General features: G+C 41.7%; 17 protein-coding genes. 11 read left to right on the top strand and 6 right to left on the bottom strand.

What is annotated here, in order from left to right:
* Positions 1 to 137: 137 nt before the first annotated feature.
* The gene (locus WAA86_RS01280; protein WP_337299156.1) at positions 138 to 536 is read right to left on the bottom strand and encodes a VOC family protein; all 399 of its coding nucleotides are present in this window, start codon (positions 534 to 536) and stop codon (positions 138 to 140) included.
* Positions 537 to 810: 274 nt separating this feature from the next.
* On the opposite strand from WAA86_RS01280, the gene WAA86_RS01275 reads away from it, so the two are divergent.
* The 5 genes from WAA86_RS01275 to WAA86_RS01255 all read left to right on the top strand — a co-directional run bounded on the left by WAA86_RS01275 (position 811) and on the right by WAA86_RS01255 (position 6,312).
* Complete coding sequence (locus tag WAA86_RS01275; protein ID WP_337299155.1) at positions 811 to 2,376, top strand: hypothetical protein; 1,566 nt, start codon at positions 811 to 813, stop codon at positions 2,374 to 2,376.
* 22 nt (positions 2,377 to 2,398) lie between these two features.
* Entirely contained in the window at positions 2,399 to 3,124 is a 726-nt protein-coding gene (locus WAA86_RS01270; RefSeq protein WP_337299154.1) for a phosphatase PAP2 family protein, read from the top strand.
* Between the two features lie 64 nt (positions 3,125 to 3,188).
* Positions 3,189 to 4,493 (top strand): hypothetical protein, encoded by a 1,305-nt coding sequence (locus WAA86_RS01265; RefSeq protein WP_337299153.1) that lies wholly within the window; start codon positions 3,189 to 3,191, stop codon positions 4,491 to 4,493.
* A 102-nt stretch (positions 4,494 to 4,595) separates the two neighbouring features.
* Positions 4,596 to 5,132, top strand: coding sequence for a hypothetical protein (locus tag WAA86_RS01260; RefSeq protein ID WP_337299152.1), 537 nt, complete (start codon positions 4,596 to 4,598; stop codon positions 5,130 to 5,132).
* Between the two features lie 70 nt (positions 5,133 to 5,202).
* Positions 5,203 to 6,312, top strand: a complete 1,110-nt coding sequence (locus WAA86_RS01255) for an endonuclease/exonuclease/phosphatase family protein (protein ID WP_337299151.1) — start codon at positions 5,203 to 5,205, stop codon at positions 6,310 to 6,312.
* Between the two features lie 161 nt (positions 6,313 to 6,473).
* Here WAA86_RS01255 and WAA86_RS01250 read toward each other — a convergent pair whose 3' ends face one another.
* Positions 6,474 to 6,923, bottom strand: a complete 450-nt coding sequence (locus WAA86_RS01250; RefSeq protein ID WP_337299150.1) for a ferritin-like domain-containing protein — start codon at positions 6,921 to 6,923, stop codon at positions 6,474 to 6,476.
* A 266-nt stretch (positions 6,924 to 7,189) separates the two neighbouring features.
* Between WAA86_RS01250 and ppk1 the strand changes: the two genes are divergently transcribed.
* The 5 genes from ppk1 (at position 7,190) to WAA86_RS01225 (ending at position 16,642) form a co-directional block, all read left to right on the top strand.
* Positions 7,190 to 9,241, top strand: a complete 2,052-nt coding sequence (gene ppk1, locus WAA86_RS01245; RefSeq protein WP_337299149.1) for a polyphosphate kinase 1 — start codon at positions 7,190 to 7,192, stop codon at positions 9,239 to 9,241.
* A gap of 1,003 nt (positions 9,242 to 10,244) precedes the next feature.
* Positions 10,245 to 12,182 carry an alpha-1,4-glucan--maltose-1-phosphate maltosyltransferase gene (locus WAA86_RS01240; RefSeq protein WP_337299148.1) on the top strand — a complete coding sequence of 646 codons (1,938 nt, stop codon included), beginning with the start codon at positions 10,245 to 10,247 and terminating at the stop codon, positions 12,180 to 12,182.
* A gap of 4 nt (positions 12,183 to 12,186) precedes the next feature.
* Complete coding sequence (locus WAA86_RS01235) at positions 12,187 to 13,818, top strand: maltokinase N-terminal cap-like domain-containing protein (RefSeq protein WP_337299147.1); 1,632 nt, start codon at positions 12,187 to 12,189, stop codon at positions 13,816 to 13,818.
* An 8-nt stretch (positions 13,819 to 13,826) separates the two neighbouring features.
* Entirely contained in the window at positions 13,827 to 15,722 is a 1,896-nt protein-coding gene (gene glgB, locus WAA86_RS01230) for a 1,4-alpha-glucan branching protein GlgB (RefSeq protein ID WP_337299146.1), read from the top strand.
* A 206-nt stretch (positions 15,723 to 15,928) separates the two neighbouring features.
* A complete protein-coding gene (locus tag WAA86_RS01225; RefSeq protein WP_337299145.1) occupies positions 15,929 to 16,642 on the top strand; it encodes an SDR family oxidoreductase in 714 nt (237 codons plus the stop codon).
* Positions 16,643 to 16,644: 2 nt separating this feature from the next.
* Here the strand turns inward: WAA86_RS01225 and WAA86_RS01220 are convergent, their stop codons facing one another.
* From WAA86_RS01220 to WAA86_RS01205, 4 genes are all read right to left on the bottom strand, one after another.
* The gene (locus WAA86_RS01220; protein ID WP_337299144.1) at positions 16,645 to 19,395 is read right to left on the bottom strand and encodes a PD-(D/E)XK nuclease family protein; all 2,751 of its coding nucleotides are present in this window, start codon (positions 19,393 to 19,395) and stop codon (positions 16,645 to 16,647) included.
* Between the two features lie 139 nt (positions 19,396 to 19,534).
* Positions 19,535 to 20,875 carry an OmpA family protein gene (locus WAA86_RS01215; protein ID WP_337299143.1) on the bottom strand — a complete coding sequence of 447 codons (1,341 nt, stop codon included), beginning with the start codon at positions 20,873 to 20,875 and terminating at the stop codon, positions 19,535 to 19,537.
* A 114-nt stretch (positions 20,876 to 20,989) separates the two neighbouring features.
* Entirely contained in the window at positions 20,990 to 22,183 is a 1,194-nt protein-coding gene (kbl, locus tag WAA86_RS01210) for a glycine C-acetyltransferase (protein WP_337299142.1), read from the bottom strand.
* Positions 22,184 to 22,195: 12 nt separating this feature from the next.
* Positions 22,196 to 25,321: a UvrD-helicase domain-containing protein gene (locus WAA86_RS01205; RefSeq protein WP_337299141.1), complete on the bottom strand. Its 3,126-nt coding sequence runs from the start codon at positions 25,319 to 25,321 to the stop codon at positions 22,196 to 22,198.
* A gap of 103 nt (positions 25,322 to 25,424) precedes the next feature.
* On the opposite strand from WAA86_RS01205, the gene WAA86_RS01200 reads away from it, so the two are divergent.
* Positions 25,425 to 26,033: a superoxide dismutase gene (locus WAA86_RS01200; protein ID WP_337299140.1), complete on the top strand. Its 609-nt coding sequence runs from the start codon at positions 25,425 to 25,427 to the stop codon at positions 26,031 to 26,033.
* The last annotated feature ends 239 nt before the right edge of the window (positions 26,034 to 26,272 follow it).

Below are 26,272 nucleotides of genomic sequence, written 5' to 3'. Positions count from 1 at the left end.
TTTTTTGAAAAATTAATCCATGCGGGTGACCTCATAATAGCTGACCGACAGGTTTACCCTTACCAGTTGAAAGGGTTTCCAAAACGTTTTCCTGTGGGATCGGCACCGTCTTTGAAAATTTGTGTTGAGCGGAACTTTTAATGGGCTACGTTCACCATCCAGTTAATTCCGAATTTATCGGTGCAACGGCCAAAATGGCCCCATTCGCGCTCTCTAAAATTATGATGGACCTGTCCTCCTTTGGACAATTCGTTAAAGAGTTTTTCCGCTTCGTCAGAACCCTGAAGATCAACACTCATATGAATTTGATTCCCATGATTGATCGGGGTGTCCGGAGAGGCGTCATAAGCCATAAAGTGTATTCCTTTGCCCTTAAGTTCTGCATGTTGTAGTTTATTTCTAAAAGAAGAGGGAACGTCTATTTTCTTGTCCTCATAGGTAATCCTGTTCTGGACCTCGGCATGAAATAGATCTCCGTAAAAATTAAGTGCCTCTTGGCAATTTCCATTAAAAGCTAAATAAGATTGTACTTTCATATCGTTTGTTTTTTATAAAATTATGGCAACCTAATTGGTTGAGTTTGTTCGAAAGATTAAAGTTTTGATCCATTTACACCTTGTGGAATTTGTTGGTCAAGATGTGGTGTGGAGTCATATCCTTGATTAGCCACCAAAATAGCATACATGGGATTCCGGGATCGGAAAGAGCTAATTTCTTAACTTATAGCGCATCCCAAAAGATTTTAGTTTCATTAATATTGACCGTTCCTTTCAACAGATGGAAATAAGGATCCTAAAAATGCGATATGCTATGATGTCAAGGAAAATACTGCTCCGAACTATAATAGGGGTGTTGAGTATCATTGGCATTGCCATCTTGATTATTCAGATTAGGGCCGAAAAAGAGGTCGAGGAATTTTTGAGAAGAAAAATTCCGTCCCATATACGGTTGGATTATGAAAATATATCGGCCAATATTTTTACGGGCTCCATACACATAGAAGATTTTGGGGCAAATACAACCAATAGGCAGGATACCACCGTGCATACCACGGTTAAATCGGATTATTTGAAAATAGAAGGACTGCATTATTGGCCTTTTTTGTTCGAAAAGACCTTGAAAATCAAAAGCTTGAGACTGTCCCGTCCCATTGTCAAGTACTTCCCGGACAAAAAATCCAAAGGATTGGAGCAGGATTCTTTGGGGGTCGTGAAATTATTGAAAACCATCATTGTAGATCGGATAGAAATTGAGAACGGCAGTTTTTTTATTTTCAAGAAAGATATGGACAGTATGTTGTTGGAATCGGATAGGATCAATTTTACCTTGAACGGTTTTAAAACCGATCCCAAAATCATTAAAAGGAAAATACCTTTGGAGCATAAGGAGTATACTTTTTCTGCGGGTAATTGCCATGTTGATTTGGGATCCTTTGAATCAATGGACATAAAAAGAATACAGGTTAGAAACAAAAATTTGGTAATTGATGATATTCGGGTCAAATCAAAATATGGAAAGGAAACCCTGTCCAACTTTCTTGAGCACGAACGTGACCATGTAGTACTGGAAATACCCAAACTGAACGTGTATACCATGGATTTTGGTTTTAGATGGAATAAATTTTTCTTCCATTCGGATAAAATTGAGTTTACCATGCCCAAATTGGAAGTCTTTCGTGATAAAAGACTAGCTGACGACAATACCAATAAGAACATGTACAGCAGGTTGGTCAGAAAATTGCCCATTGATATCAAGGTGCCCAAGATAGAGGTCAAGGGCGGGCGTATAGGTTATGAGGAGCGGCTCCATGGGCATGGAAAACCAGGGCGTTTATATATAGATGACATGAGTACCACCATTCTCGGTTTGGATACCAAGGCCATCAGAGGGGATACCACAAAATTGATGGCCAAGGGGCTATTGATGGGAAAAGCGCCAATAAAGCTTGATTATTTATTTGATTTGAACGATGAAAATGAAGCGTTTCTGGTCATGGGGAATGTCTCATCCCTACAGGCCGAAGAATTGAACCCATTTTTTAAGCCCAACCTGAATGTAGAGACCGAAGGATATATAGACGAGATGTATTTTACCATTTCTGGCGATGCCTATGCCGCAAAAGGGGATATGAAGATGCGCTACAACGATTTTAGGTTTGACGTTCTTCGGAAAGATGGAAAACGCGTAAACAAGATATTGACGGCCATAGGGAATTTGTTTGTAAACGATGGGGAGGACACCAACGATGCAGGATTTAGGTTTGGCCAAATCGAAGCGGAACGCAATATGGACAAGTCGTTTTTTAATTATATATGGCTCAATATAAAGAGCGGTATTGTCAGTACCTTGACCGGTAATGGAAAGAAAAAGGATTGAATAAACAAAAAAATAGGTCATAATGAAAAAAATAATTATTGATTTCATACAGGGAGTAAGAAATTTATTTGCTCGTTTCGGCTCTTACCAACAGAAATCGCCTTATGTGGTCATGATCGCCCTTGCGCTGGTTATTGTAATTGTGGGGATCAACCTCTTCGTGGAACTAACGGCCCAGCTCAAAACGGAAACATTGTCCAACTACGACCATCAAATCACACAATTCATCATTTCGTATCGCAATCCTGTCCTCACCCAATATTTTAAGATTGTCACGGAGGTAGGGGATGTGCATGGGTATCTCATTGTATTGGGAATAAGCGTTATTTTATCCGCTTTTATTTTTAAGAAATGGAAATATATTGCTCAAATTTCCTTGGTGCTGCTTTTGGCAACCCTATCCAATGTCATGTTAAAAAGATTTATAGATAGGGCAAGACCCGGCATTGAACATTTGGTGGTGGTGAAGACCTTGAGCTATCCCAGTGGCCATGCCATGAGCGCGATGGCTTTTTACGGTTTTTTGATCTATTTGGTCTATAGGATCAAAATGAACAAATTCTTAAAAACGGCACTCTATCTTTTCCTTGTGCTCCTTATTCTGAGTATAGGCATCAGTAGGATATATTTAGGGGTCCATTTTCCTTCGGACATTGCGGGAGGCTTTATTGCCGGATTGATTTGGGTGGTCTTTTGTATTTTGATTTTTAACCTGGTTGAGGTTTTTAGAAAAGATCCACTGACCTGATCATTGACAAAGGATGCTTTTATGGAAAACAATATTTTAAATAAGGACACAAATCCACAAAACTATGCGTAAATATATTTTGATAGGTTCCATCTTCATTCTGGCCTTCTTAGCCTTGGTCTATTTTTCGGTATCTGAAACCAAGGAGAGTTTCAGAACCTGTGAAGTGCTGGATATTGCAGATGTGGATCAAATAAAGTTTGGGGATTTTGATTCGGTCACCTTGGCTGCCAATACGCTTTATGAGGCAAGTGAACTCAAAAAAATTATGCAGGGCGAACAATACCGGGACGCTTGGGCAGAACCAATTACCGTGCCCATCGCATTTTTAGATACCCTAAAGGGAGGGTTGAAAGTCATTGAACAAGGTGGGGGAAAGCAGACCCATTCCCTTGAGTTGGAAGATAAACAGGGAATACGGTATACGCTCCGTAGCTTAAGTAAGGATCCCGAAAAATTGGTGCCCGAACTTGCCAAAGACCTCGGACTGGAAAACATCGTCGTGGACGGTGTATCCGCACAACACCCCTATGCCGCTTTGGTGACCGCTAAACTATCAGAAGCCGCTGAGGTCTTGCATACACACCCGAAATTGATGTTTGTCCCCAAACAAAAGTTATTGGGGGAACACAATGACAAATATGGAAACCGACTTTATTTTTTTGAATACGAAAGTGAAGGAAAGGTCAATTGGACGGGCCTTAATGGAATAAAGGAACTCTTGGATACCGAAGACCTTCTTGAGCTAAAAATTGAAAAAGGAGACAACGTGGAAATAGATCAAAACGCCCTGATCCGTGCACGCCTTTTCGACCTGCTAATAGGAGACTGGGATAGACATGCAAAACAATGGGGATGGGCCATTCGGGATAATGGAGGTCGGTACATTGCCATACCGGTACCCACAGATCGAGACAATGCTTTTTTCAATCTTGGGGGCGTCATACCATCCATGGTTGCCAACAAGGTTCTACATCCCAAAGTGCAGACCTTTGAGAAGGATATAGATTTTTTACCCGGCCTTGTTACGGAATTCGATGAGTATTTCCTGCGATCGGCCACCTTGGCACAGTTTAAAAACGAGGCGAACATAGTAAGGGAACTTATGACCGATGCAAATATTGCGCGTTCCTTTGAAAGTTGGCCAAAAGCAATAGATAGGTTGAACGGCCCTGAAATAAGGGAGAAGTTACTTGCGAGAAGGGATAAATTGGTCGAGACCGCAGTAAGTTTCTATGGTATAATCCAAGAAAGACCCAAGAAAGACATTGATATCAAAGGAATGGAAGAGCTTCAACTATCAGGAATGATGAAAAAGTGCTTCGATTGTACGGAGGCAGACTATAAAAATTTGGATCTCGAAGAATAAGGAGGATCATAGATAATGGGCCAACTGCTTGGATTAGTTAAGCACTGTCCCAAGTGGATTCTATCGCTATAGCAGTATCAACAGGTTTAAAACGATTGAAAAATGAAAATTAGCATGTATACCAAAAGAGCACTTCTTGGGGGCGGAATATCCCTTCTGATCATCACGGCCGGTACCTTTCTTTTGGGGCATCTCAGCGGCTATGAAGCCAAAGTGCTGATTAAAAACTCCATAGATGGGTTAAATACCCTGTGCAATACGATTGCTCTTGCATCAGCAACCATCTTGGCGCTGCTATTGACCTTATTGAGCCTTAGCTCCAGTGCAACTTCTAAATTGAAGGAGGAGCACTATAGGCATGTACTGCTGATCGCCAAAGTTGATACTACGGTGTTTATAGCATCGGTAATGGCATTTCTATTGCTTAACTTACCCATTACGGAATCAGATTCGGTACCCAATAATTGGTTTAACACCATCTACTATATCTCGCTGGCTATTTCCAGTGTACTGAGCTCTGCCCTGATCGTTGTTGTGCTGATGCTTTATAATACGGTGGCCAACATAATCAAGATAGTCGGGCTGGGTGAAAAGGACCATCCCCTGGCAATACAAGAGGAGGAAGATCAAACCGAATAATCCATGAAAGTTTTACGGGCAGACCGTGGGGCCATATTTATAAACCAACTATTTTAAAACCAAACAACAGATGGATTCATCCAGTTTAAAGTCAAAATTGACGCTCAAGCTATTCCTCCAAATATTTGGAGGAGTGGCCATTATCCTTACGATATTTCCATTTGTGGCCGTTGACCATTGGTCCGTGAGGGTGTTCGACTTTCCACATCTTCAGCTCACGCTATTGACAATGTTTGCCCTATTGACCTATTTTATAAAATTTAATATTCATAAGGTATCTGATTATCTCTTCGTGACCACCTTGCTCGCTTGTTTTATTTTCCAGGGCATAAAGATCTTTCCCTATACAGCATTTTCCCAATTTGAGATGAACGACAGCTCTGCCAAGGCAGACCAAGAATTCAGCATCTATATCGCCAATGTCCTTCAAAGTAATGATAACGTGCAAGGGGTCATTCAAGATGCCGAGCGATTTCAGGCAGACCTAGCCCTCTTTACCGAAACCAATGCGGAATGGATCCGTCATTTGAAAACCGCTTTTGACGGGAAATACAAGTACCAGATGAAAAAGGCTGAAGAAAACACCTATGGGATGATTCTGTTTTCCAAATTTCCGTTGGAAGATGGGCATGTGAGATTTTTAGTTGAAGATTCAATTCCGTCCATTCATACCAAATTGATACTGCCATCTGGTGACAAGGTTCAACTATATGCGATCCATCCCGCACCACCAACCCCCCAGCACAATCCATCATCTGCCGATAGGGATGCCGAATTGATGAGAATTGCACAACTGACAAGGGATTCTGATCTTCCGGTCATAGTGATGGGAGATTTTAATGATGTGGCGTGGTCGGAGACAACAGAATTGTTCCAAAAGATGAGCGGATTATTGGATTTGCGCAAAGGGAGGGGACTTTTCAATACTTATAATGCAAAGAATTGGTTGATGCGCTGGCCGCTGGACCATATATATTCCTCCGCTGTTTTTCGGGTTGGGGATGTGCAATTGGGAGGGAAGACAGGGTCCGATCATTTTCCGTTCTTCACAAAACTCAGTTTTGAGCCAGAACTGGCGGCAGAACAACGTTTGCCAGCACCATCGCAAAAGGAAATTGAAGAGGCGTTCGAGCAAATCAAAAATGAAAAAAAGGAAGATACTTCAAAAGCTAAAAAATAAAACCGTGATCCTTGGCCAAGGGAAGGATCTTCTGTATTCCATTCCTGGTCAATTTCTCGAATTGAAGTGAATTATCGGGGTTTAAACTTGAGGAGGTCCAAAAAAAAAAGGAGCGATTCAATATTTTTGAACCACTCCTTCCAAAACTAACTAACCAACTATTACTCTAAATCTTCCAATGACTTGATTGTACTCAGATCCTTTTCTATTCTCAATTTTTGTTCGCGAATCAAAACTTCGATGGGCAATGGCAGTACTTGGTCCTCCAATACTTCCTTGTACTCTTCAACAGCTGCCTTTTCCCCTCGAATAGCTTCTTCCATCATGGCCTCATCTTCATTTCCTGAAAAGAAGGTTTTAATGTCCATCCAGGTGCGGTGCATACTTCCTGTAAAACTACCCGAATCATCTACCTCGTTAAAGTTGGCGGCAATTGCACTTTTCAATTGATTGTTAAAGTCACTGCGCTCATCGGACTTTCTCTTGAAATAATTCTTTAATCCCAAGCTTTTTGCATTCTCTGCTGCTTTTGCATAGCCTTTTTCAGCGTCCTTGTTCTTTTGCAGGATCTCTGATAATTGATCTACCAGTGCTTTGCTTTTTGTATTCATGATCGTGTTGTTTTAGGTGTAAATATTAGGTGAATTTATCGTGAATCTATTATTCTGATTGACCTTAAAAATTTTATAATTGATCTAATTGCATCAATAAAAAACACCTTGTCGAGGAGGTGTAATCATTTGTTTTCAATACATGGACAGGCACACTGCGGTTCATTGGGTTTCCGTGCCCTTTAAAGAGGCACGCGAAGGGCAATTGATGGTATGAGTCAATAATTTTGCAATATGAATTATTAAGTATTCATAATTTTGGGGCCATGGAGGCAAAATATCAGAAACAGGAATTTACTTTTAAGGATAGGGAGTTGGATTGGCTGCGTTTCAATGATAGGGTGCTTCAAGAAGCTGGGGACCCCAGTAATCCGATCTATGAAAGGCTAAAGTTTTTGGCAATTTTTTCATCAAACCTTGACGAGTTTTTCAAAGTGAGGATATCTAAACTTCGTCAACTGAAAAAGGTAGACAAGAAAGTAAGGAAGCCCTTGGGTTTGCGTCCCAATAGAACGTTAAAGCTTCTTTATAGGGAAATAGACCGCCAGCAACAAAATTTTGGCACTATCTACAACAATGAAATACTCCCAGAATTGAAAAAGAACAACATTCATATGTTGGAAATTTCAGATTATACGGAAGTTCAGAAATCGGAATTAAGGGCATATTTTGAAGAACATATTGCCGATAGCCTTACAACCTTCCATGGCGATGGTATCTCAGCGGATTCATTTGAAGAGGGACAGCTGTACATGGTGGGATACGATCAAAAAACGGAGGTTTTGGAATTTGTAAAGGTTCCCACGGACAGTCAGGGGAGATTTAGAAAACTCAAGGCAGGTGATGGCGGGGATTACTATACTTTTCTTGAGGACGTTCTCAAACTAAATGTGGAAGAAATATTTCCCGATCGGCATATAAAAACCCTTTGGAACATAAAGATTTCCAAGGATGCAGAACTGTACCTGGACGATGATTACCAAGGGGAATGGGTGCAACAGATTTATGACGCCCTTGCCAAAAGGCAAACGGGGCAGCCAACCCGATTGCTTTATGAAAGGGGAATGCCCACAGTTTTGCGCAAAAAAATAAAAGTGGCCCTAGACTTGGGAAAAATAGACCTGATGGAGGGAGGAAAACGCCATAATTTTAGAGATTTCTTTTCCTTTCCCGATCCAAATAAAAATCCCATGATGAAATTTGAGCCAATGCCTCCTCTTGGCCATAAGGCCTTTGAGCAGTGCGGGAGTATTTTTGATCTTGTCAAGGAGAAGGACCAGTTGCTGCATTTCCCTTATCAAGATTTTAGATATTTGGAGGATTGGATCACTGAGGCGGCAAAGGATCCACAATTAATTTCGATTCATATTTCCCTGTATCGTATCGCCAAGGAATCAAGGCTGACATCGGCATTGATAGAGGCACTGGATAATGGGAAGGAAGTGACGATCTTCGTAGAGGCCAAGGCTAGGTTCGATGAGGAGAACAACATTATTTGGGGCCGGAAATTTGAAGAGAAGGGGGCCAAAGTGTATTACAGCTTCCCCAATATAAAGGTCCATTCCAAGATCTTATATATGGAACGGCAGGAAGAAGACAGAATACGGGCTTATGCCTATATTGGGACAGGAAACTTCAATGCTACCACCGCACAGATTTATTGTGATCATGCCCTTTTCACGGCCAATCCGAAAGTGACCAAAGATCTGAACCAGGTATTTGGAATCTTAAAAAGGGAAATATTGCTTCCCAAGCTAAAAACCTTGCTTATCTCTCCTTTTAACTTGCGTTCTCGGTTCGAGCAATTAATTCTTCGCGAGATGGAGCATGCCAAGAATGATAAGCCTGCTTTGATTATGGCGAAGATGAACAGTTTGGAGGACAAAGAAATGATTGATCTCTTGTATCGGGCAAGCAATGCCGGGGTAAAGATTAAATTATTGGTGAGGGGATTTTGCTGTCTTGTACCTCAGGTCAAGGGCCAATCAGAGAATATAGAGGTTATTAGCATAGTGGACCGGTTTCTAGAACACGCACGTTTGTTTTTATTCCATAACCATGGAGATGAAGAACTTTATATGGGTAGTGCTGATTGGATGACCAGAAACCTGGATAAGCGAATTGAGGTGGTCACACCCATATTGGATGAGGATATTTTTGGGGAACTCAAGGATATTATAAAAATACAGTTCTCGGATAACACCAAGGCACGTATTATAGATAGGGCATCCAGTAATGAATATGTGTTGCAGGACAGGAATTCAGGAAAAGTGCGCTCCCAATATGATATATATCAATATTTGGGCAGCAAAAAGTAGCATGGTATGGTGAGCACCAACGAGTGGTTCTGAGTGTTTGGGACAAAAAAATAGTCCACCCAAGCTTTACCCAAGTGAACTATTTTAAATCATTACTTAGTCTAACAATTCAATTACTGTGATAGTATCCAATTGCTATTTTTACTTCTCGAATTAAAAATAAATATAAATTTTCACAAAAAGCTGCCATATCTATCGTTTTTTTAAGGGTTTTTGCCATGTTATCCTTGCTGAAATCGATTTCGGTTGATAACTTTTCAGCGCTGTGGGCATAGCGAGGTGCACTACTACAAAAATTGCCTGGTTGGGTCAAAGGTGTAATCTCGATAAGGGATTCGATATTTTATGGGAGCATAAATATTGCTGGTCATTATACAATTCTTGGGGATGCCGCCCATATCACTGTGCAATCCTGCATTTAGTTGTTAAATTTTTAAAAAATATCCTATATTTACGAAGATCAGAACTTTGTTTTTTACTTCTCTCCAATAAGTTTTGATTGGATTTTGCTTGTTTACATAGCATTGTTTCATGCACAATGATTCAATAGGGCAAACTGGGTTTCTTGGGGATCCGGCAGATGGGTTTTGGCCTTTGGGATACAAACTTTCTTTGGCCGACAAGAAACCGGAACATATCCAGATTAATGGTTAACGGGTGCTTGCGCTTGTTGGGTCACCAGGGTTGGGATACGCTTTTGGGTCCGTGTGTGGAAATGGTTTGCCCAGTGATTTGAAAATGGTGAGTGATATGTTCAATATAGGTAATATTTGAAACAATTGTTTATGGGATTCCCGGGCAATGATGTGTGCATATAGGCAGACCATGGTCTATTCTGGCTTCTTGTAAATTATGGACATGGTCCTTCTATAGAAGGCCTTTTGTACTTTGTTTGGACAGATCAAAACTTATAAATAGATTATCGAGTACAGAAAATAGCATCATTAAATAATGTATCTTGAATTCCATAAATAACCTTAAGCGCAACTAAACCGAATTAATTATGTTAAGACAACATCGTGTAGTTATAGAAAATGTATCGCCACAATTGGAATGTGGCAGTTTCTTTATAAAAAGGGTCGTTGGGGAAACGGTCACGGTTACAGCAGATGTACTTCCCGATGGACATGATATTATCCAAGTAGAGGTCGTCCACAAGCACCAGGACGACAAAAAGCCTACGCATGATCACATGAGACATTTAGGGAACGATCGCTACACGGCCACGTTCAAAGTTGAAAAGCAAGGATTTTATGAATATAGCGTGCAAGGGTGGGTAGATTATGCCCTGAACTGGCAACATGGCATTGAAGCCAAGATAAAAGATGGTCAACATGTAAAAAGTGAACTGTTGGACGGGATACAGTACCTTGAGTACCTCTCAAAAAAGGTTTCCTCCGGCGATAAAGAACAGGTGCTCCAATGGATGAGGGAGTTTAAGGACGAGCAAGCGTACGATAGCGCGGTAAAAGCGGCCACGTCCAAAAAATTATGCCGTATGTTTATTGAGCATCCTCAGCGCTTATTTATCAACAACAGTAAGACCTTGCAGGTTTATGTAGACCGCAAAAAGGCCAATTTCAGTACCTGGTACGAATTTTTTCCCCGCTCTGCCGCCCCTGACCCTGGCAGGCATGGTACGTTTAAGGATTGTGAGCGCTTATTGCCTAGAATTGCAGGGATGGGATTTGATACCCTTTATTTTCCCCCCATCCATCCCATAGGTGAAAAGAACCGAAAAGGGAAGAACAACGCCACCAATGCCAAGGACGGCGATTCTGGCGTGCCCTGGGCCATTGGTTCCAGATTGGGAGGACACAAGGCCATACATCCTGAATTGGGCACAGAGGCCGATTTTAGGGATCTGGTACAAAAGGCCAAGGGTCATGGTATTGAAATTGGGATGGATCTTGCCTTCCAGGCAGCACCGGACCATCCTTACATTACAGACCACCCCGAATGGTTCCGAAAGAGACCAGATGGCACTATGCAATATGCTGAAAATCCGCCTAAAAAATATCAGGATATCGTCAATTTTTATTTTGAAACCAAGGCTTACAAGGAATTATGGGAAGAATTGCTCAGCGTAACCCTACATTGGGTCAATTGCGGAATCAATATTTTCAGGGTAGACAATCCACATACCAAGCCTTATTATTTTTGGGCATGGCTGATTGCCGAGGTCAAAAAGAAACATCCGGATGTGCTGTTCCTCGCGGAGGCATTTTCACGGCCCAAAGTGATGCAGCAATTGGCCAAGCAAGGATTTTCACAGTCCTATAGCTATTTTACCTGGAGGGTAGACAAAGGGGAGCTCATGGAATATATGACCGAGCTTACACAATCGGAAATGAAGGAATATTACCGTCCTAATTTTTGGCCCAATACGCCTGATATCAATCCCTACCACCTTCAGGGCGCCAACGAGACCATGCACCTGATCAGATATGTTCTGGCAGCTGCCCTATGTGGCAATTTGGGGATCTACGGCCCTATTTTTGAATACATGGTATCCGACGCCATACCAGGAAAAGAAGAGTATATAAACTGTGAAAAATACGAGATTAGGCATTGGGACTGGAACATCCAGAACAAACTCACCTATCTGATCACAAAAATAAATGAGGCACGTAAAAGCCACGCTTCCTTACAGCAGACAAACAACATACGTTTTTGTCATATTGAGAACAGCAATTTGATCGCATTTTACAAATGGAGCGATGATAGGTCCGATGAAACCCTAACGGTAATCAGCTTAGATTCCCACCATACGCAGCAAGGTTTTGTTCAGCTGCCTCTTGAGGCCATAGGGGTAGGTGCCGGGCACCCCCTTAACATGAAGGACGCCATGACGGAAAATAGTTACAACTGGAGCACCGAATGGAACTATGTGGAATTGAGCCCTGCCCTGCCATTTCATATTTTTCATATAAACAAGTAGAACCATGGGAAAAACAAAGAAAGACTCAATAGCGCAACCGCCTTATTCCTTTGATGTGCCCTGGGAGGAGTTGATGGAGGATGAAAAATTCACCAAGGCCTTCCTATCGGACGTACTTGAAAATTATATCGTGCAGCAGCGTTGGTATGGTGGCAAGTCCAGCAAATTAAAATACATTGAACTTCAGAAATATTTCAGGATCCAGCAAAATGAAGAGGTCTATTACGGGCTGTTGCTGGAAGTAAATTTTGAAGAAGCTTTCTTCCAGCATTATTTTTTACCGATTGCCTTTGTTTCAGATGGAAGTTTTGATGAGAAGGAACGCATCTTGCCCTTATCTATCAAGGATCAGCAGGGATATATTGTTGATGCACTAAATTTGGAGGCGTTCAGGAAGCTAGTTTTTGAGCGTATTGTGAATTCCGTCCCCAATGATACCACCAAGGTAAGGTACCATAAGAGTGTTAACTTCCACGATACGGAATATGTGTCCTCACGTTTTATGGGTATGGAGCAGAGCAATACCTCCATCATCATCAATGATAAATCGGTCATCAAATTCTTTAGGCGTATTTATTCCGATAAAAATCCGGACTACGAGATGAGCTGTTTCCTGTCGGAACATAAGGGTTATAAAAACACCCCGGCCTATCAGGGCAGTATCAACGTAGTGGAGGACGATTTCAATATCACAGTGGCCCTAATGCAGGAATTGGTTCCCAATCAGGGTGATGCCTGGGAATATATGTTGAAGGAAGTCAAAAAGATCTTCGGGAACTTGGAATACAAGAAAATAGATATCAACCGCCTACCGGAAGTGCACATCTTTGAAAGCCTTGGCATTAACGATGTGCCACATCAGATTATAGATTGGGCCGGACTCAACGTGTTCCTAAAATTACAGATCTTGGCAAAGCGGACCGCAGAAATGCATATTGCCTTGGGTTCGGAATTCGGGGATACGGCATTTACACCGACCCACTTTAACGGAGACTATGAGGTTTGGCTCAAGAACAGATTGCTCTATCAATTTCAAAACCGCTTGAACATTGTGGAGAACAATATGCACCGGCTCAAAGGTCTTTCCCTTGAACTTGGCAAGGAATTTTTGGAGCGAAAGAATGAAATCCGTAAACGTTTTGTCAATTTCGACTGGACCAAGCTAAAGGGGGAGCGGATAAGAATACATGGAGATTATCATTTGGGACAAATTTTAGTAAAGGATGACGATTTTTACTTACTGGATTTTGAAGGAGAACCCGAAAGCACCATCAGGGACCGAAAGGTAAAACAGCCTCCTTTAAAAGATGTTGCCGGGATTTTCCGTTCCTTTCATTATTCGATCTATTCAACTATTTTTAGCCATGGGGAGGAATATCCCTATAGCCAGGAGGAGTTGTTCAAAGCGGGGGAAATCCTATACCGATACTTTATTGGTGTTTTCATGGGCAGTTATGTAGGTTTGGTACGGCAACATAATTTAAATATTGGGTACTCTCAGGAACGGATCTTTATTTTAAAATACTGTATGCTGGAGAAAGCCGTTTATGAACTGGGATATGAAATGAATTCAAGACCGCAGTGGGCCGTAATTCCACTCCAGGGCATAATGAGTATAATTAACGAGGAAAATTAGAAGGATACATGGGAAAAGTCATACCACACAGTTTATTTTCAGAGTTCGATATAAACTTGTTCAAGGCAGGGAAACACTATAGATTATATGAAAAATTAGGGTCGCACCCCATTGAGGTAAATGGGAAAAAAGGAACCTATTTTGCCGTTTGGGCACCAACCGCAAAATCAGTGTCTGTCGTTGGAGATTTCAATTATTGGCTGGAAGGCGACCATAAGTTAAATGTGCGCTGGGACGGAAGTGGCATCTGGGAAGGTTTTGTGCCCGGAGTGGAGCAGGGAGCCGTTTATAAATATAAAATACACTCCCATAACTACGATATGAAAACGGAAAAGGCAGATCCCTTTGCGAGGTTGTGCGAACATCCCCCAAAAACGGCTTCCGTAGTATGGGATGACGACTACAATTGGAAAGATTCCGATTGGATGGGCTATAGGGCCGAAAAAAACGGTTTGGATAGGCCATATGCCGTTTATGAAGTGCATTTGGGATCTTGGAAAAAGAAAAACGAGAAGGAGTTCTTGACCTATACGGAGATGGCCGATGAACTGGTGGCCTATGTCAAGGAAATGGGCTTTACCCATGTAGAGTTCATGCCCATCATGGAATTCCCCTATGATCCTTCTTGGGGATACCAGCTTACGGGATATTTTGCCCCTACAAGCCGTTTTGGAAAACCTGAAGAATTTAAATTACTGGTGGACAAAATGCACCAAAACGATATTGGGGTCATTCTGGATTGGGTACCTTCCCATTTCCCCGAAGACGCCCACGGACTTGGCTTTTTCGATGGGTCCCACTTGTATGAGCATCCGGATAGAAGAAAAGGCTACCACCAAGATTGGAAGAGCCTTATATTCAATTACGGGAGAAATGAGGTCAAGGCCTTTTTGATCAGTAATGCCGTTTACTGGCTAGAACAGTACCATATAGACGGGCTAAGGGTAGATGCCGTGGCTTCGATGCTCTATTTGGATTATTCTCGGGAAGATGGTGAGTGGGAGCCCAATATGTATGGGGGCAACGAAAACTTGGAGGCTATTGCCTTTATCAAGGAGCTTAACGAAGAGGTCTATAGGAGCTTTGAAGGGGTGCAGACCATTGCCGAGGAATCTACTGCATTTCCGGGCGTATCCAAACCTATTTATTTGGGCGGTCTCGGATTTGGTATGAAATGGATGATGGGTTGGATGCACGATACCCTGACCTATTTTAAGAACGAGCCCATATATAGAAAGCATCACCAGAACGATATTACCTTTAGTATGACCTATGCTTTTACCGAAAATTTTATGCTTCCCTTTTCCCATGACGAGGTGGTATACGGCAAGCAATCGCTACTTTATAGGATGCCCGGTGATGAGTGGCAAAGATTTGCCAATCTGAGGTTGTTGCTCGGCTATATGTACACGCACCCCGGCACAAAGTTGCTGTTCATGGGAGCAGAATTTGGACAGTCTTCGGAATGGGATTTTGAAACAAGTCTGGACTGGCACCTACTTCAATACGAGGTTCATTCAGGTGTTCAACAAATGGTAAAGGATCTGAATGAAATTTATAAGACCCATCCCGCCCTTTACGAAAAGCAGTTCAGTCCGGAAGGTTTTCAATGGATAGATTATGGTGACCATGAGCACTCCGTACTTACCTACACCAGAAAAGGCCATGACAAAAAGAACGATCTATTTATCGCCTGTAATTTCACTCCGGTTCCTAGGGAGAACTATCATATTGGTGTTCCGAAATCTGGTAAATTCAAGGAGGTATTCAATAGCGATGATAAAAAATACGGGGGTAGTGGCATGTTGAACACGACCATAAAAGCTTCCAATACGCCATGGAACGGTCAAGATAAATCAGTGAGAATCGATATCCCACCCCTTGGGATCGTAATTTTTCAATAGCTTCCGTATTGGTGATGAACTAATAAGAGCCATTTACAAAATTGCCCTGCCCTCTTTGCCATTGTTCGCAAAATAGGACAGGGCTATATTTTTTTGGATGGTTTGTTGGGCTGCGGAAAAATCTGCACTTGATTTAAGAAAACAATAACGTCCATCATTTTTATATGATGGTTCTTAATTATAATTTCACGAAAAAAGAAACAGATATGACCGAATTAAAGAATAAAGTAGCATATATCACCGGAGGTTCCAAAGGCATCGGTTTTGGAGTGGCAGCGCAATTGCTCAGGGCAGGAATGCGTGTTGCTATTAGTGGTAGAAATTTGAAGACTGTTCAAAAGGCGGCCAATGACCTAGGAGCATCGGACAAGGTACTGGCCATTGCATCGGATGTCACCAAACACGGTGATGAAGCGGCTGCGGTAAAAAGCATTTTGGATAAATGGGGACAACTGGATGTAGTTCTGGCCAATGCCGGCGTTGGACATTTTGCTCCCGTGGACGAGCTCTCGGAGGACGATTGGCACCAAATGGTAGATACGAACCTTAATGGGGTCTTCCATACCTTAAAAGCGACTGTAGAAGCTCTAAAGGCCTCAAAAGGATATTATATAACTTTGGCCAGTTTGGCGGGAACAAATTTCTTTGCCAACGGAGCGGGATACAATGCCACAAAATTTGGTGTGGTAGGATTTACGCAAGCGGCCATGTTGGATTTGCGTCAGTATGATATTAAAGTATCCACGATTATGCCGGGTTCGGTAGCATCCCACTTCAATGACCACGAACCTTCTGAGGCAGATGCCTGGAAGATTCAACCCGAGGATATCGGAGAGCTGGTTTTGGATCTGTTGAGAATGAACCCAAGAACCCTTCCAAGTAAGATTGAGGTAAGGCCAACAAGACCGGATTTAAAATAATTTTAAACCTCTTTTTCCATAAAGGGAATGTCCGGATTGCAAATCTCCAAAATCAGGGTTTGCAAGGCGGAGTGAAAAAGGGCGATCGTTTCTGGGGTAATCAGCGTATCCTTGTTACGGTCGCCCTTTTTTGATTTTGTCGCGAACAACAGCAGTCCATCCTTCAGGTTTTTAAATGAAATGATGCCTGCCTCCAGTTGTTGTATCGGTTTTTTGCTATGGTACATATAGGCATAGCAAAGCAATTGAAAGGCCTTGCTGAAATCATAATTGGTAATAAGTTCTTGCCAATCGTATACCTCCACATCGGTGGAGGACACTTTTCCCGTCTTATAATCAATGATTCGTAGCATTCCATCCCGTTCATCAATACGGTCCAGTTTACCTTTTAGAACAACGGGGTAATCCAGCCCCTCTATTTCAACTGTGGTGTTCCAGCCTTCCTCAAGCCCCAAAATTTTTATGTCGTGATTTTGGATTTCCCCAAGTTCAGCTTTGATAAAGTTCTTGATGTACTGTATGACCACCTCATATGCTATCAGGTTTTTGCCCCTGCTAATGTCACCATCGGCATAACTCTTTGCAAAATGGCTTTTGACCACATGGTTGATCTGTGGGAGCATGGAATCCAAACCTTCTTTAGTCAGGATTTCACCAATAAAAGGGGTATAGAGTTCTTCCAGGGAATCGTGTACAATGGTACCAAAGGTATTGGCAGCGACATTTTCTTCAACTTCATTGACATCATCAATCTTTAGGATGCTCCGCTTGTAAAAATCTATGGGATTGCGGATGTAATTGGTCAAAGAGGAAGGGGAAAACCCCTTTTCGGCCAAAGCCTTGATCTTTTCCATGAGCAGTCCTTCTTTTTGTATGGTGCATGGTTTTTTGATAGAAGGGCTAATTTCAGGGGCGGCCGTAAGTTCGGTAATATCAGCGCTTCTGTTCTTGTCGGTCAACATTTGTGCTATCAATCTACTCTTTTCACCACCTTCCAAAACGTCTGGTTCGGTATTGTAGATGATATAGACCTGTTTGGCACGCTGTAAAAGCCTGTAGAAATGATAGGTGTATACCGCATCCTTTTCTTTGTAGGTGGGTAATCCAAAAGCTATTTTTAGATCAAAGGGCAAAAAGGAATTATTGCTTTTGCCCGAGGGCAGTATCCCCTCATTGACAGAGGTAAGGATCACCGTTTCGAAGTCGAGGTTTCTACTCTCCAACATCCCCATGATCTGAAGTCCTTTCAAAGGTTCTCCCCTAAAGTCCAACGTCTCTGATGACAGTAGCTCCCTGTACAGTCCACTCAGGGACCTTAGGTCCGAAATAAATGGGTACTGCCTTGTCAAATCGTTCAATTGGTTGAATAGTTCATGAAATCTATAGAGATACTCCATACCCAGATCCTGGCCACCTAACTTGAACGGCTCCTTTAGTCCTGTTATGACTGTGGAGCAGGTCTCCAGAAAATCACGGATAGATTTGTCTTCGCTAAAGAATAGATGGTGTATGTTGGTTATGGCAGGTGGCATGACCGAAACGATTTTCTCTTTGTTTACATACGACCAGTTTTTGGATTTTATGGCCTCACTCAGGATGTAGCCTCCATCAGTGCCGTTTCGGGTCAAATAGATCTTGGTATAGGGATGTGATAAAAAACTGAGCAGGTCCTGAAAATACCAACCTTGTTGGTCTCTATTTAGATAGAGATCAAAGAACTGTGTAAAGAAACCCGCCAAAGGGCTGTTGTGCAAAGGGTAGCCCATGGTAATATTGATCCCTTCAATTTTTTCAGGGACGGAATTCATGATGGGGTTGAGCAGGGTCTCGTCCCCTAGGACCACGGCAGTATTTTTAAGGTGGTTTTGGTTCTCAGCATGAATTTTGTCCAGCAAATGGCCAACATATTTTGCTTGGGATACGCTTTTGGGGAGGCCTACGATTTTAATGTCTTTTTTTTCCAGATAATTTTCCTTGACCCCTTGCACTGGTTTGTTTGTGAAATAGTTCCAAGTTTTCATATGCTGGCGAATGAAATGTCCGGCATCGTGTATTTGGTCCTCCAAAAAATAAGGGTCGATGTCCCAATATATTTCACTGGTGGAATTTTCCAAAATTTCCTGGATTATTCTGGATTCTGCGGTGTTCAGGGCATTAAAGCCTATAAAAATATGGATGGCCTTGGAATGGGCGGTCAAATATGATTTCAGTTGTTCGGTGGCCTTTCTGTATACCAGACCTTGGTGGCCCAACCCTTTTTTCAAAAGGGAAGAGTTGAAGGCATCGTACAGTTCGGGGAGGTTGTTCCAAAACTGTAAATAATCGGTTATCATTTGTGTTTTGCCCTCCTGTAGGGACCAATGGTTGATCTCTTTTATGGCGGAGAGATGGGAAAAGATAGCTTTAGGATCTACCAGATATCGGTCTATTTCGTTGAAGTCCTGTAATAAGGTCTGCCCCCATTTAGAGAAGGCATAAAAATTTTCAGGTTCTTCATGAACGGTTTTGAGATAGCATTCGTACAATTGGAACAACTGTTCCGTATTGTTGGCATAGCCCAGATCGGCCATTTTTTCAATAAAAGTTTCAATGCTGTAGATCTCTGGTGCAAAGCTGGCCCTTGTTGTGGTTTTGGCAATGCTGTTTCTTAAGAAGGTTCCAGCTCTTTTGCTGGGAAGTACAAAAACTATATCCTCGAGGGAACCGTATTTATGGGATACCTCTTCTATAACTTCTTCAAGAAAACTCTTCATAAAGGAACACTTAATTTAGGAGGCTAAATATAGGGATATAAAGTAGTTTTTTGGCCATGAATGGGCTTACGTCATTGTATTAAACAAAAAAAGCCCCGCAGATGCGGAGCTTTTAATTATGATTGAGAGTTTAACTGGATTACTTGATCAAGTTAATTTCAACTCTTCTGTTTTGAGTTCTACCTGCTCTTGTGTTGTTGGTAGCGATTGGCTTATCCTCACCATATCCGATAGCAGTCAACCTGTCAGCAGCGATACCTTCTTTTACCAAGAAGTCTCTTACTGAATTAGCTCTAGACTCAGATAATTTTTGGTTCAATGAGTTACTTCCAACGCTGTCAGTGTGACCTTCAACAGTGAACTTTGAGTTTGGATATTCTTTCAAGATCAAGATGATATCTACCATTACAGAAGTAGATTCAGCTTTGATTGAAGATTTTCCAGTGTCGAACAAGATAGTTCTAGCGTAGTCGTTCAATTTTTTCTGAACTTCTTCAGTTACTTCAGGACAACCTTTGTTAGCAACAGTTCCAGCTACATCAGGACACATATCATCTTTGTCCAATACACCGTCTCCGTCAGTATCAGGCCAAGGACATCCTTTGTTTTCAGCAGGACCAGCTTCGCTAGGACACTCATCATCTTTATCAGCAACACCGTCACCGTCAGCATCAGGACAACCAGCTAAAGCAGGAAGACCAGCCTCGTTAGGACAAGCGTCATCTTTATCAGCAACACCGTCACCGTCAGTATCAGGACAACCGTTCATTTCTTTAGAACCAGCTGCATTAGGACAAGCATCTTTGCTGTCTTCGATTCCATCACCGTCAGCATCAGGACATCCGTTGAACATTGCTAGACCAGCAACTTCTGGACAAGCATCGTCTTTATCATAAATTCCGTCACCGTCTGTATCAGTTCCACCAAATTTAATGGCGATACCAGCTAAGTGTTGGAAATGTTTTACACCGTAATCTTCGAAAGCATGCTTGTAAGAAGTCTGTACAGTTAATCCGATGTTGTCGTTGAACCAGTAGTTTACACCAACACCTCCATTAACAGTTCCAGCACCTATTTCATTCACCCAAGTATATCCACCTCCGATTTCAACGAAAGGATCCAATTTAGTGTTTTTCAAGAATGCGTACTTAATGGTACCATCAGCAGCATAGTGAGAAAGATCATCTACACTAACATCTCCTAATTTGGAAATTCTGTTCAAAGAACCTCTAACTCCAATAGAAAATCCGTCACCAACATATTTGGATACAGAAACGTAGGAAATAGAAGGAAGAATGTTCCAGTGGTCGTTTACATTAAAGTATTCGTTTCCAAATGAGCTTACATCACCAGTTGGATAAACGTCAATCGCGTTAACACCAAAACTAACCTGCCATGGGTTGTTTTCGTCCTGCGCGTGTAAGTTGTTTATACCTACCACAAGTAGGGCCACAACTAATAATTTGCTAAGATGTTTCATGTATTAAAATTTAAGTTTAAGTGTTTATTAGCTGCAAATGTAAGTTGTTAAAAATTATTAACAAAATCAATTTCCTATTTTTTTTAACTGATTTGCTTTGGATTAAAACCTATATTATATGACGTTTAAAGCCTTGCCAACCTCTGTAAATGCTTGGATTGCTTTATCCAAGTGCTCATTTTCATGGGCCGCTGAAAGTTGTACCCTGATCCTTGCTTTCCCTTTTGGTACAACTGGAAAGAAGAATCCAATGACATAGATGCCTTTCTCCAAAAGCATATCTGCCATTTGCTGTGATAGTTTCGCGTCATATAACATGACCGGCACAATGGCTGAATCCCCATCTATGATATCAAAGCCCGCATCCTTCATACCTTTTTTGAAGTACTCCGTATTTCTTTGGAGCTTGTCCCTTAGGGAGGTATCCTTGTCCAACATTTCAAATACCTTGATGGAGGCCCCTACTATTGTGGGTGCCAGGGAATTTGAGAAAAGGTAAGGGCGTGAGCGTTGTCTTAGTATTTCAATGATTTCTTTTTTGCCTGTAGTATAACCGCCCATGGCGCCGCCCAGAGCTTTTCCGAGTGTACCGGTGATGATATCTATCCTGTCCATAACACCTTTCTCTTCAAGGGTGCCCCTTCCGGTTTCCCCGATGAAACCAGCGGAATGGCATTCATCTATCATGACCATGGCATCGTATTTATCGGCAAGGTCACAGATTTTATCCAATGGGGCCAAAAGCCCGTCCATGGAAAATACCCCATCTGTAACAATGATCTTAAAACGTGCCTTGTCTGAATTGGCTTGGATCAACTGGGCCTCCAAATCTGCCATGTCATTATTGGCATATCGGTATCTTTTCGCCTTGCAAAGTCGGACTCCGTCAATAATGGAGGCGTGATTCAGTGAATCTGAAATAATGGCGTCCTCTGGCCCCAACAAAGGTTCAAAGACCCCACCATTGGCATCAAAGGCCGCAGCGTATAAAATGGTATCCTCCGTTCCATAGAAGTCAGCAATCTTCTGTTCCAATTCTTTGTGGATATCCTGGGTTCCGCAGATAAAGCGCACGGATGACATTCCAAAACCATGGCTGTCCAAGGTGTCCTTTGCAGCTTTGACCACCTCTGGATGGGAGGATAATCCCAAATAGTTATTGGCACAAAAGTTAATCACTTCTTGTCCCGTTGAAATTTTGATCACTGCTCCCTGTGGAGAGGTGATGATACGTTCCTTTTTATAAAGACCGTCATCCTTAATGTTTTGTAATTCTTCTTGTAAATGTTTTTGAATACTTCCGTACATATGATTAAGGTATTATATGAATTCTGTTGTTATGGTTTCGTCTATATAAACGATAATTTTATTTTTTACGGTAAAGTTCATATCCTCCATGGCCTGCGCATATTCATTGACTTGGGCATGGTGGGTGCTGCTCTTTGTCCCGGTTTTGTAATCTATAATGGTCGCTCCTTCCTGCTGCACCACAATTCTGTCCGGTCGCAAAATTAACCCGATTTGGGTAATTATATCCCTTTCATTCCAAACAATTACATCGGAACGGAAAAATTCCTGCAGATTCGGGTGGCGGACAATCTGTAGTAGAGTTGCCCTAATCGTATCCAGCTCATCGGAGATAATTTGACCATTTCGTTGCATCAAAGTCAACGCTTCTTCAATATCTGCCTCTGTTTTGATATAACCCAGCAATTGGTGTAGGATATTTCCATGTTCCATGGCAATCCCGGCCCCTGATTCCCAAAGGGATCCCGAGGTGGTGATAAGATTAAAGCTCGGCCTGTCCTTAAAGGTTAGCACATATGGAACGGATTGCTGCCCCATTACCTGCTTTTGGGCCTCCTTGGCAAAATCGAGTTGGCCAAAAGTGTAAGTATTTCTTGATGGGTCCCATAGCCCCTTTTCCTTTAGGTAATGAATGAATAATCCCGAATAATGGTCGGTTTTGTGCTCCCCGTTGGACTTCAGGTCTTTTTTGGTCAGTACATAAAGGGCCTGAATAGATCTTGTTAGGGCTACATATAGAACATTAAAGGCATCCAATTCCAATTTATGTTGCTCTTCCTCATATAGTTGGTTTGCATGCTCCCCGTACGATATAACCTCTTGTTTTTTGTTTACCAGGAGTTCCCCAAAGCCATTGAAGGCATCAGAATCTACGGGAATCCACAATTTTGCATCAATTTCTTTGTACAGCTGTTCATTGGCGAAAGGAAATATCACTATTGGAAACTCCAATCCCTTGCTTTTGTGCACAGTCATGATCTGTATGGCGTTTACACTGTCCGGTGCGGTAATACTGAGCTTATCTTTTTTCTTTTCCCAATAGGCCAAAAAGGTGTGTGGACTGCTTCCATTTTTTTGCTCCACCTCCAGGACGGTATCCATGAAATAGGTAATATAAGCGTCCGATCCCTGAATTAATCCAAATTGTTTGATGGCTTGTTCAAGGCCATCATAAACAGAGTGCTGTTTTAAATAGGTGGTGTCAAAATTATAATCGTTTTTTAAAAGGGAGTCCAAATCCTCCAAATGGTGCGCTATATAATGATGATTGGGTCCTTGGTCGCCTGATAGATAATAGAGTATTTCAAAAACGTTTTCCCTATTGTTGGGGTCAATTGAATGCATCAATAGGGCAACAAGAAATTGAACCTTTGGACTGCTGTTCAGTAAAAGGGTTTCCGATGAAATAATGGGGATGCCCTCGCTCATTAAAAAATCCGCTATCAATATCCCGTGCTTTCGGTTGCGGGTAAGGATACAAATATCCTTGAGGCCAAAATTCTTTTCACGCACTTCATGAACTGTCTTGAGTATGGAGGCACAATAGTGTTCAGCTTCGGTCATTTCTTCCGATTCCTCAATAAATGTTAGGGATACCAGTCCTCCTTTCTTGGAATTGTATTCTTGTTTGTTCCCTTCCAGAAACAATTGGTTGTAAGCCGTATTTTGGAGAAATGGACTTGATATGGTAAAGAAATCGTTGTTGAATTTTATGACCTCCTCAAAACTCCTATAATTGGCAGGTAAATTTTTGGTCTCAGGAGAAAGGACAAACGGATTTTTTTCTAGATTGATAAGGTTCAGGAATTGTTCTGCTTTCCCTCCCCGCCATCTATAAATGGCCTGTTTGGCATCTCCGACCAAGAGCAAAGACCCTTTTTGGCCTAAAAGATCTTCACTTTCCAAGGCGTTTCCGATTAAAGGAATGAGGTTGCTCCATTGCATTTCAGAGGTGTCCTGGAATTCGTCAATAAAATAATGACGGTATTTTTCACCGAGCCTTTCATAGATAAAGGGAGCGGGCTGATTTTTGATTTCTTTGGAAATGATGGTATTAAAGGAAGATATGGGGAGTTGGTCCCTTTCCAATTCCAAGGCTTTCACTTCCTGTTGAATGGCATTCAAAACGGTAAGGGGAACTATGTTAATATAGGCATTCTCAAGAAATAGAATTTGATAAACGTTATGTTTTATCTTTAAATAGATTTCCAAAAGTGGTGGACAAATTTCAGAATCCAATGCAGATTTGGCCTTTTTAAGTATGGCATTATTTTGGAGGTGCTGTTCCAACTGATTTTTATACAAACCAGCGTTTATTTCACCATCTGCAATCCTTTTAAAATGGTTTGGTAGTGTTTCTCTTGGAAAGTCGGTGGTCTCTAGGCCAAAGCTGTCAATTAAAGAAAATATACTGCTGGCTAAAACCTTAGAGTCGTTCTTTAAATTCAATATTTCTGACTGGATTTTTTTCTTCAAGACCAAAAAATCCGTTATTTCCTTATCGGCAATCTGTTTCAGGTGATCCGAGTGGTTTTCATCAAAGAGCAACTTTCCAATTTTTGCCAAATCCAAGCTGATGTCCCAACTCTTGTCCTCATTGGCTTTTTCCAGGGCAAATTCCAACAATACCTTGGTCAACTCTTCATTTGTACCCGCCTTATTTATCAGTCTGGCTATAGCTTCATCCAAAAGTAGGCCGGTGTCCAAAACCACTTCAAAATTTTGGGGCAGCTTTAAGTCCTTGGCGAAAGTTCGAATAAGTCGATGCGTAAATTTGTCAATGGTGGATACATCAAAAAATGCATAATTGTGCAAGATTTCCTTGAGGGTTCTTTTGGCTTTCTTCTGTAGGTCTGCTGGACTTATCTGCAACTCCTCGGAAATGGCCAAGAACATGGGGGATGCTTCATCTGTGGAAAGGGTCTCCCCAAATTCGAACAGACTTCCCAGAATCCTTTGCTTCATTTCATTGACCGCTTTATTGGTAAATGTAATGGCCAATATCTGACGAAAACTGCGCTTTGAACTGGAGGACAGAATAATTTTCAAATACTCTTTGGTAAGGGTATAAGTTTTTCCCGAACCGGCGGAGGCATTATAGATTTTATAGGAGGTGTTCTGCACTAATTTTATTTGCAAATTAAGGATTCTTGAACAGTTCTTAACAAATTATTAATGGAAATTGCATCTTAAAACCCTAAATTTGGGAAACTTGAACAATTAACATTAAAACACTATAATTATGGCTTTTGAATTACCAAAATTACCATATGCACATGATGCATTGGAACCTCATATTGATGCTAGAACCATGGAAATACACCACACCAAGCATCACAATGGTTATACAACCAACTTGAACAACGCAATTGAAGGAACTGACCTTGCCGGCAAATCCATTGAGGATATCCTGAAAAATTTGGATATGTCCAATGCGGCGGTTCGTAATAATGGTGGGGGGTTTTACAATCACTCCTTGTTTTGGGAAATCATGTCCCCAAAAGGAGGGGGAGAGCCAACGGGCGAGCTGGCCGATGCAATCAAAGCTGCTTTCGGATCTTTTGATAGTTTCAAGGAAACCTTTACCAAGGCGGCCGGAACAAGATTTGGATCAGGTTGGGCGTGGTTGTGCGTTCATAAGGGCGGAAAGTTGGAAGTATGCTCAACACCAAATCAGGATAACCCATTGATGCCAGAGGTTGGCTGTGGAGGGTTCCCAATTTTGGGACTGGATGTATGGGAGCATGCCTATTATCTATATTATCAAAATAGAAGACCAGATTATATATCGCATTTCTTCAATGTAATCAATTGGAGCAAAGTCTCAGAACTTTATAAAGCCAACAAATAAGATTACAACAAATTGTTTGTGGACCACCTTGCTTTTCGGTAAGGTGGTTTTTTTATGCTAAAAAAGTAATGTTGAAATGCTTTAGCTGTGGAGTGTTTTGGCTCGTTAATCTTCTGTGTGTTAGTGGTATACTTCGTTGGGAACAAACAATGTCTGATGGGTGTAAATAGAAAAGGGTGGAGAAGTCTCCACCCTTTTCATCCCAAATCTTACCATAAACTTAACCTACTTATGCTATG

It is taken from the genome of Sediminicola sp. 1XM1-17, from assembly GCF_037203765.1.
Lineage (GTDB): Bacteria > Bacteroidota > Bacteroidia > Flavobacteriales > Flavobacteriaceae > Sediminicola.
The sequence above is the reverse complement of the archived record's forward strand: the minus strand, read 5'-3'. Positions and strand labels throughout refer to the sequence as shown.

Coding starts and splice junctions, on each gene's coding strand:
- WAA86_RS01240 (WP_337299148.1), top strand. CDS start 10,245: ATGTTAAGACAACATCGTGTAGTTATAGAAAATGTATCGCCACAATTG.
- WAA86_RS01215 (WP_337299143.1), bottom strand. CDS start 20,875: ATGAAACATCTTAGCAAATTATTAGTTGTGGCCCTACTTGTGGTAGGT.
- WAA86_RS01235 (WP_337299147.1), top strand. CDS start 12,187: ATGGGAAAAACAAAGAAAGACTCAATAGCGCAACCGCCTTATTCCTTT.
- glgB (WP_337299146.1), top strand. CDS start 13,827: ATGGGAAAAGTCATACCACACAGTTTATTTTCAGAGTTCGATATAAAC.
- WAA86_RS01270 (WP_337299154.1), top strand. CDS start 2,399: ATGAAAAAAATAATTATTGATTTCATACAGGGAGTAAGAAATTTATTT.
- kbl (WP_337299142.1), bottom strand. CDS start 22,183: ATGTACGGAAGTATTCAAAAACATTTACAAGAAGAATTACAAAACATT.
- WAA86_RS01255 (WP_337299151.1), top strand. CDS start 5,203: ATGGATTCATCCAGTTTAAAGTCAAAATTGACGCTCAAGCTATTCCTC.
- WAA86_RS01260 (WP_337299152.1), top strand. CDS start 4,596: ATGAAAATTAGCATGTATACCAAAAGAGCACTTCTTGGGGGCGGAATA.
- WAA86_RS01250 (WP_337299150.1), bottom strand. CDS start 6,923: ATGAATACAAAAAGCAAAGCACTGGTAGATCAATTATCAGAGATCCTG.
- WAA86_RS01220 (WP_337299144.1), bottom strand. CDS start 19,395: ATGAAGAGTTTTCTTGAAGAAGTTATAGAAGAGGTATCCCATAAATAC.
- WAA86_RS01280 (WP_337299156.1), bottom strand. CDS start 536: ATGAAAGTACAATCTTATTTAGCTTTTAATGGAAATTGCCAAGAGGCA.
- WAA86_RS01200 (WP_337299140.1), top strand. CDS start 25,425: ATGGCTTTTGAATTACCAAAATTACCATATGCACATGATGCATTGGAA.
- WAA86_RS01275 (WP_337299155.1), top strand. CDS start 811: ATGATGTCAAGGAAAATACTGCTCCGAACTATAATAGGGGTGTTGAGT.
- ppk1 (WP_337299149.1), top strand. CDS start 7,190: ATGGAGGCAAAATATCAGAAACAGGAATTTACTTTTAAGGATAGGGAG.
- WAA86_RS01225 (WP_337299145.1), top strand. CDS start 15,929: ATGACCGAATTAAAGAATAAAGTAGCATATATCACCGGAGGTTCCAAA.
- WAA86_RS01265 (WP_337299153.1), top strand. CDS start 3,189: ATGCGTAAATATATTTTGATAGGTTCCATCTTCATTCTGGCCTTCTTA.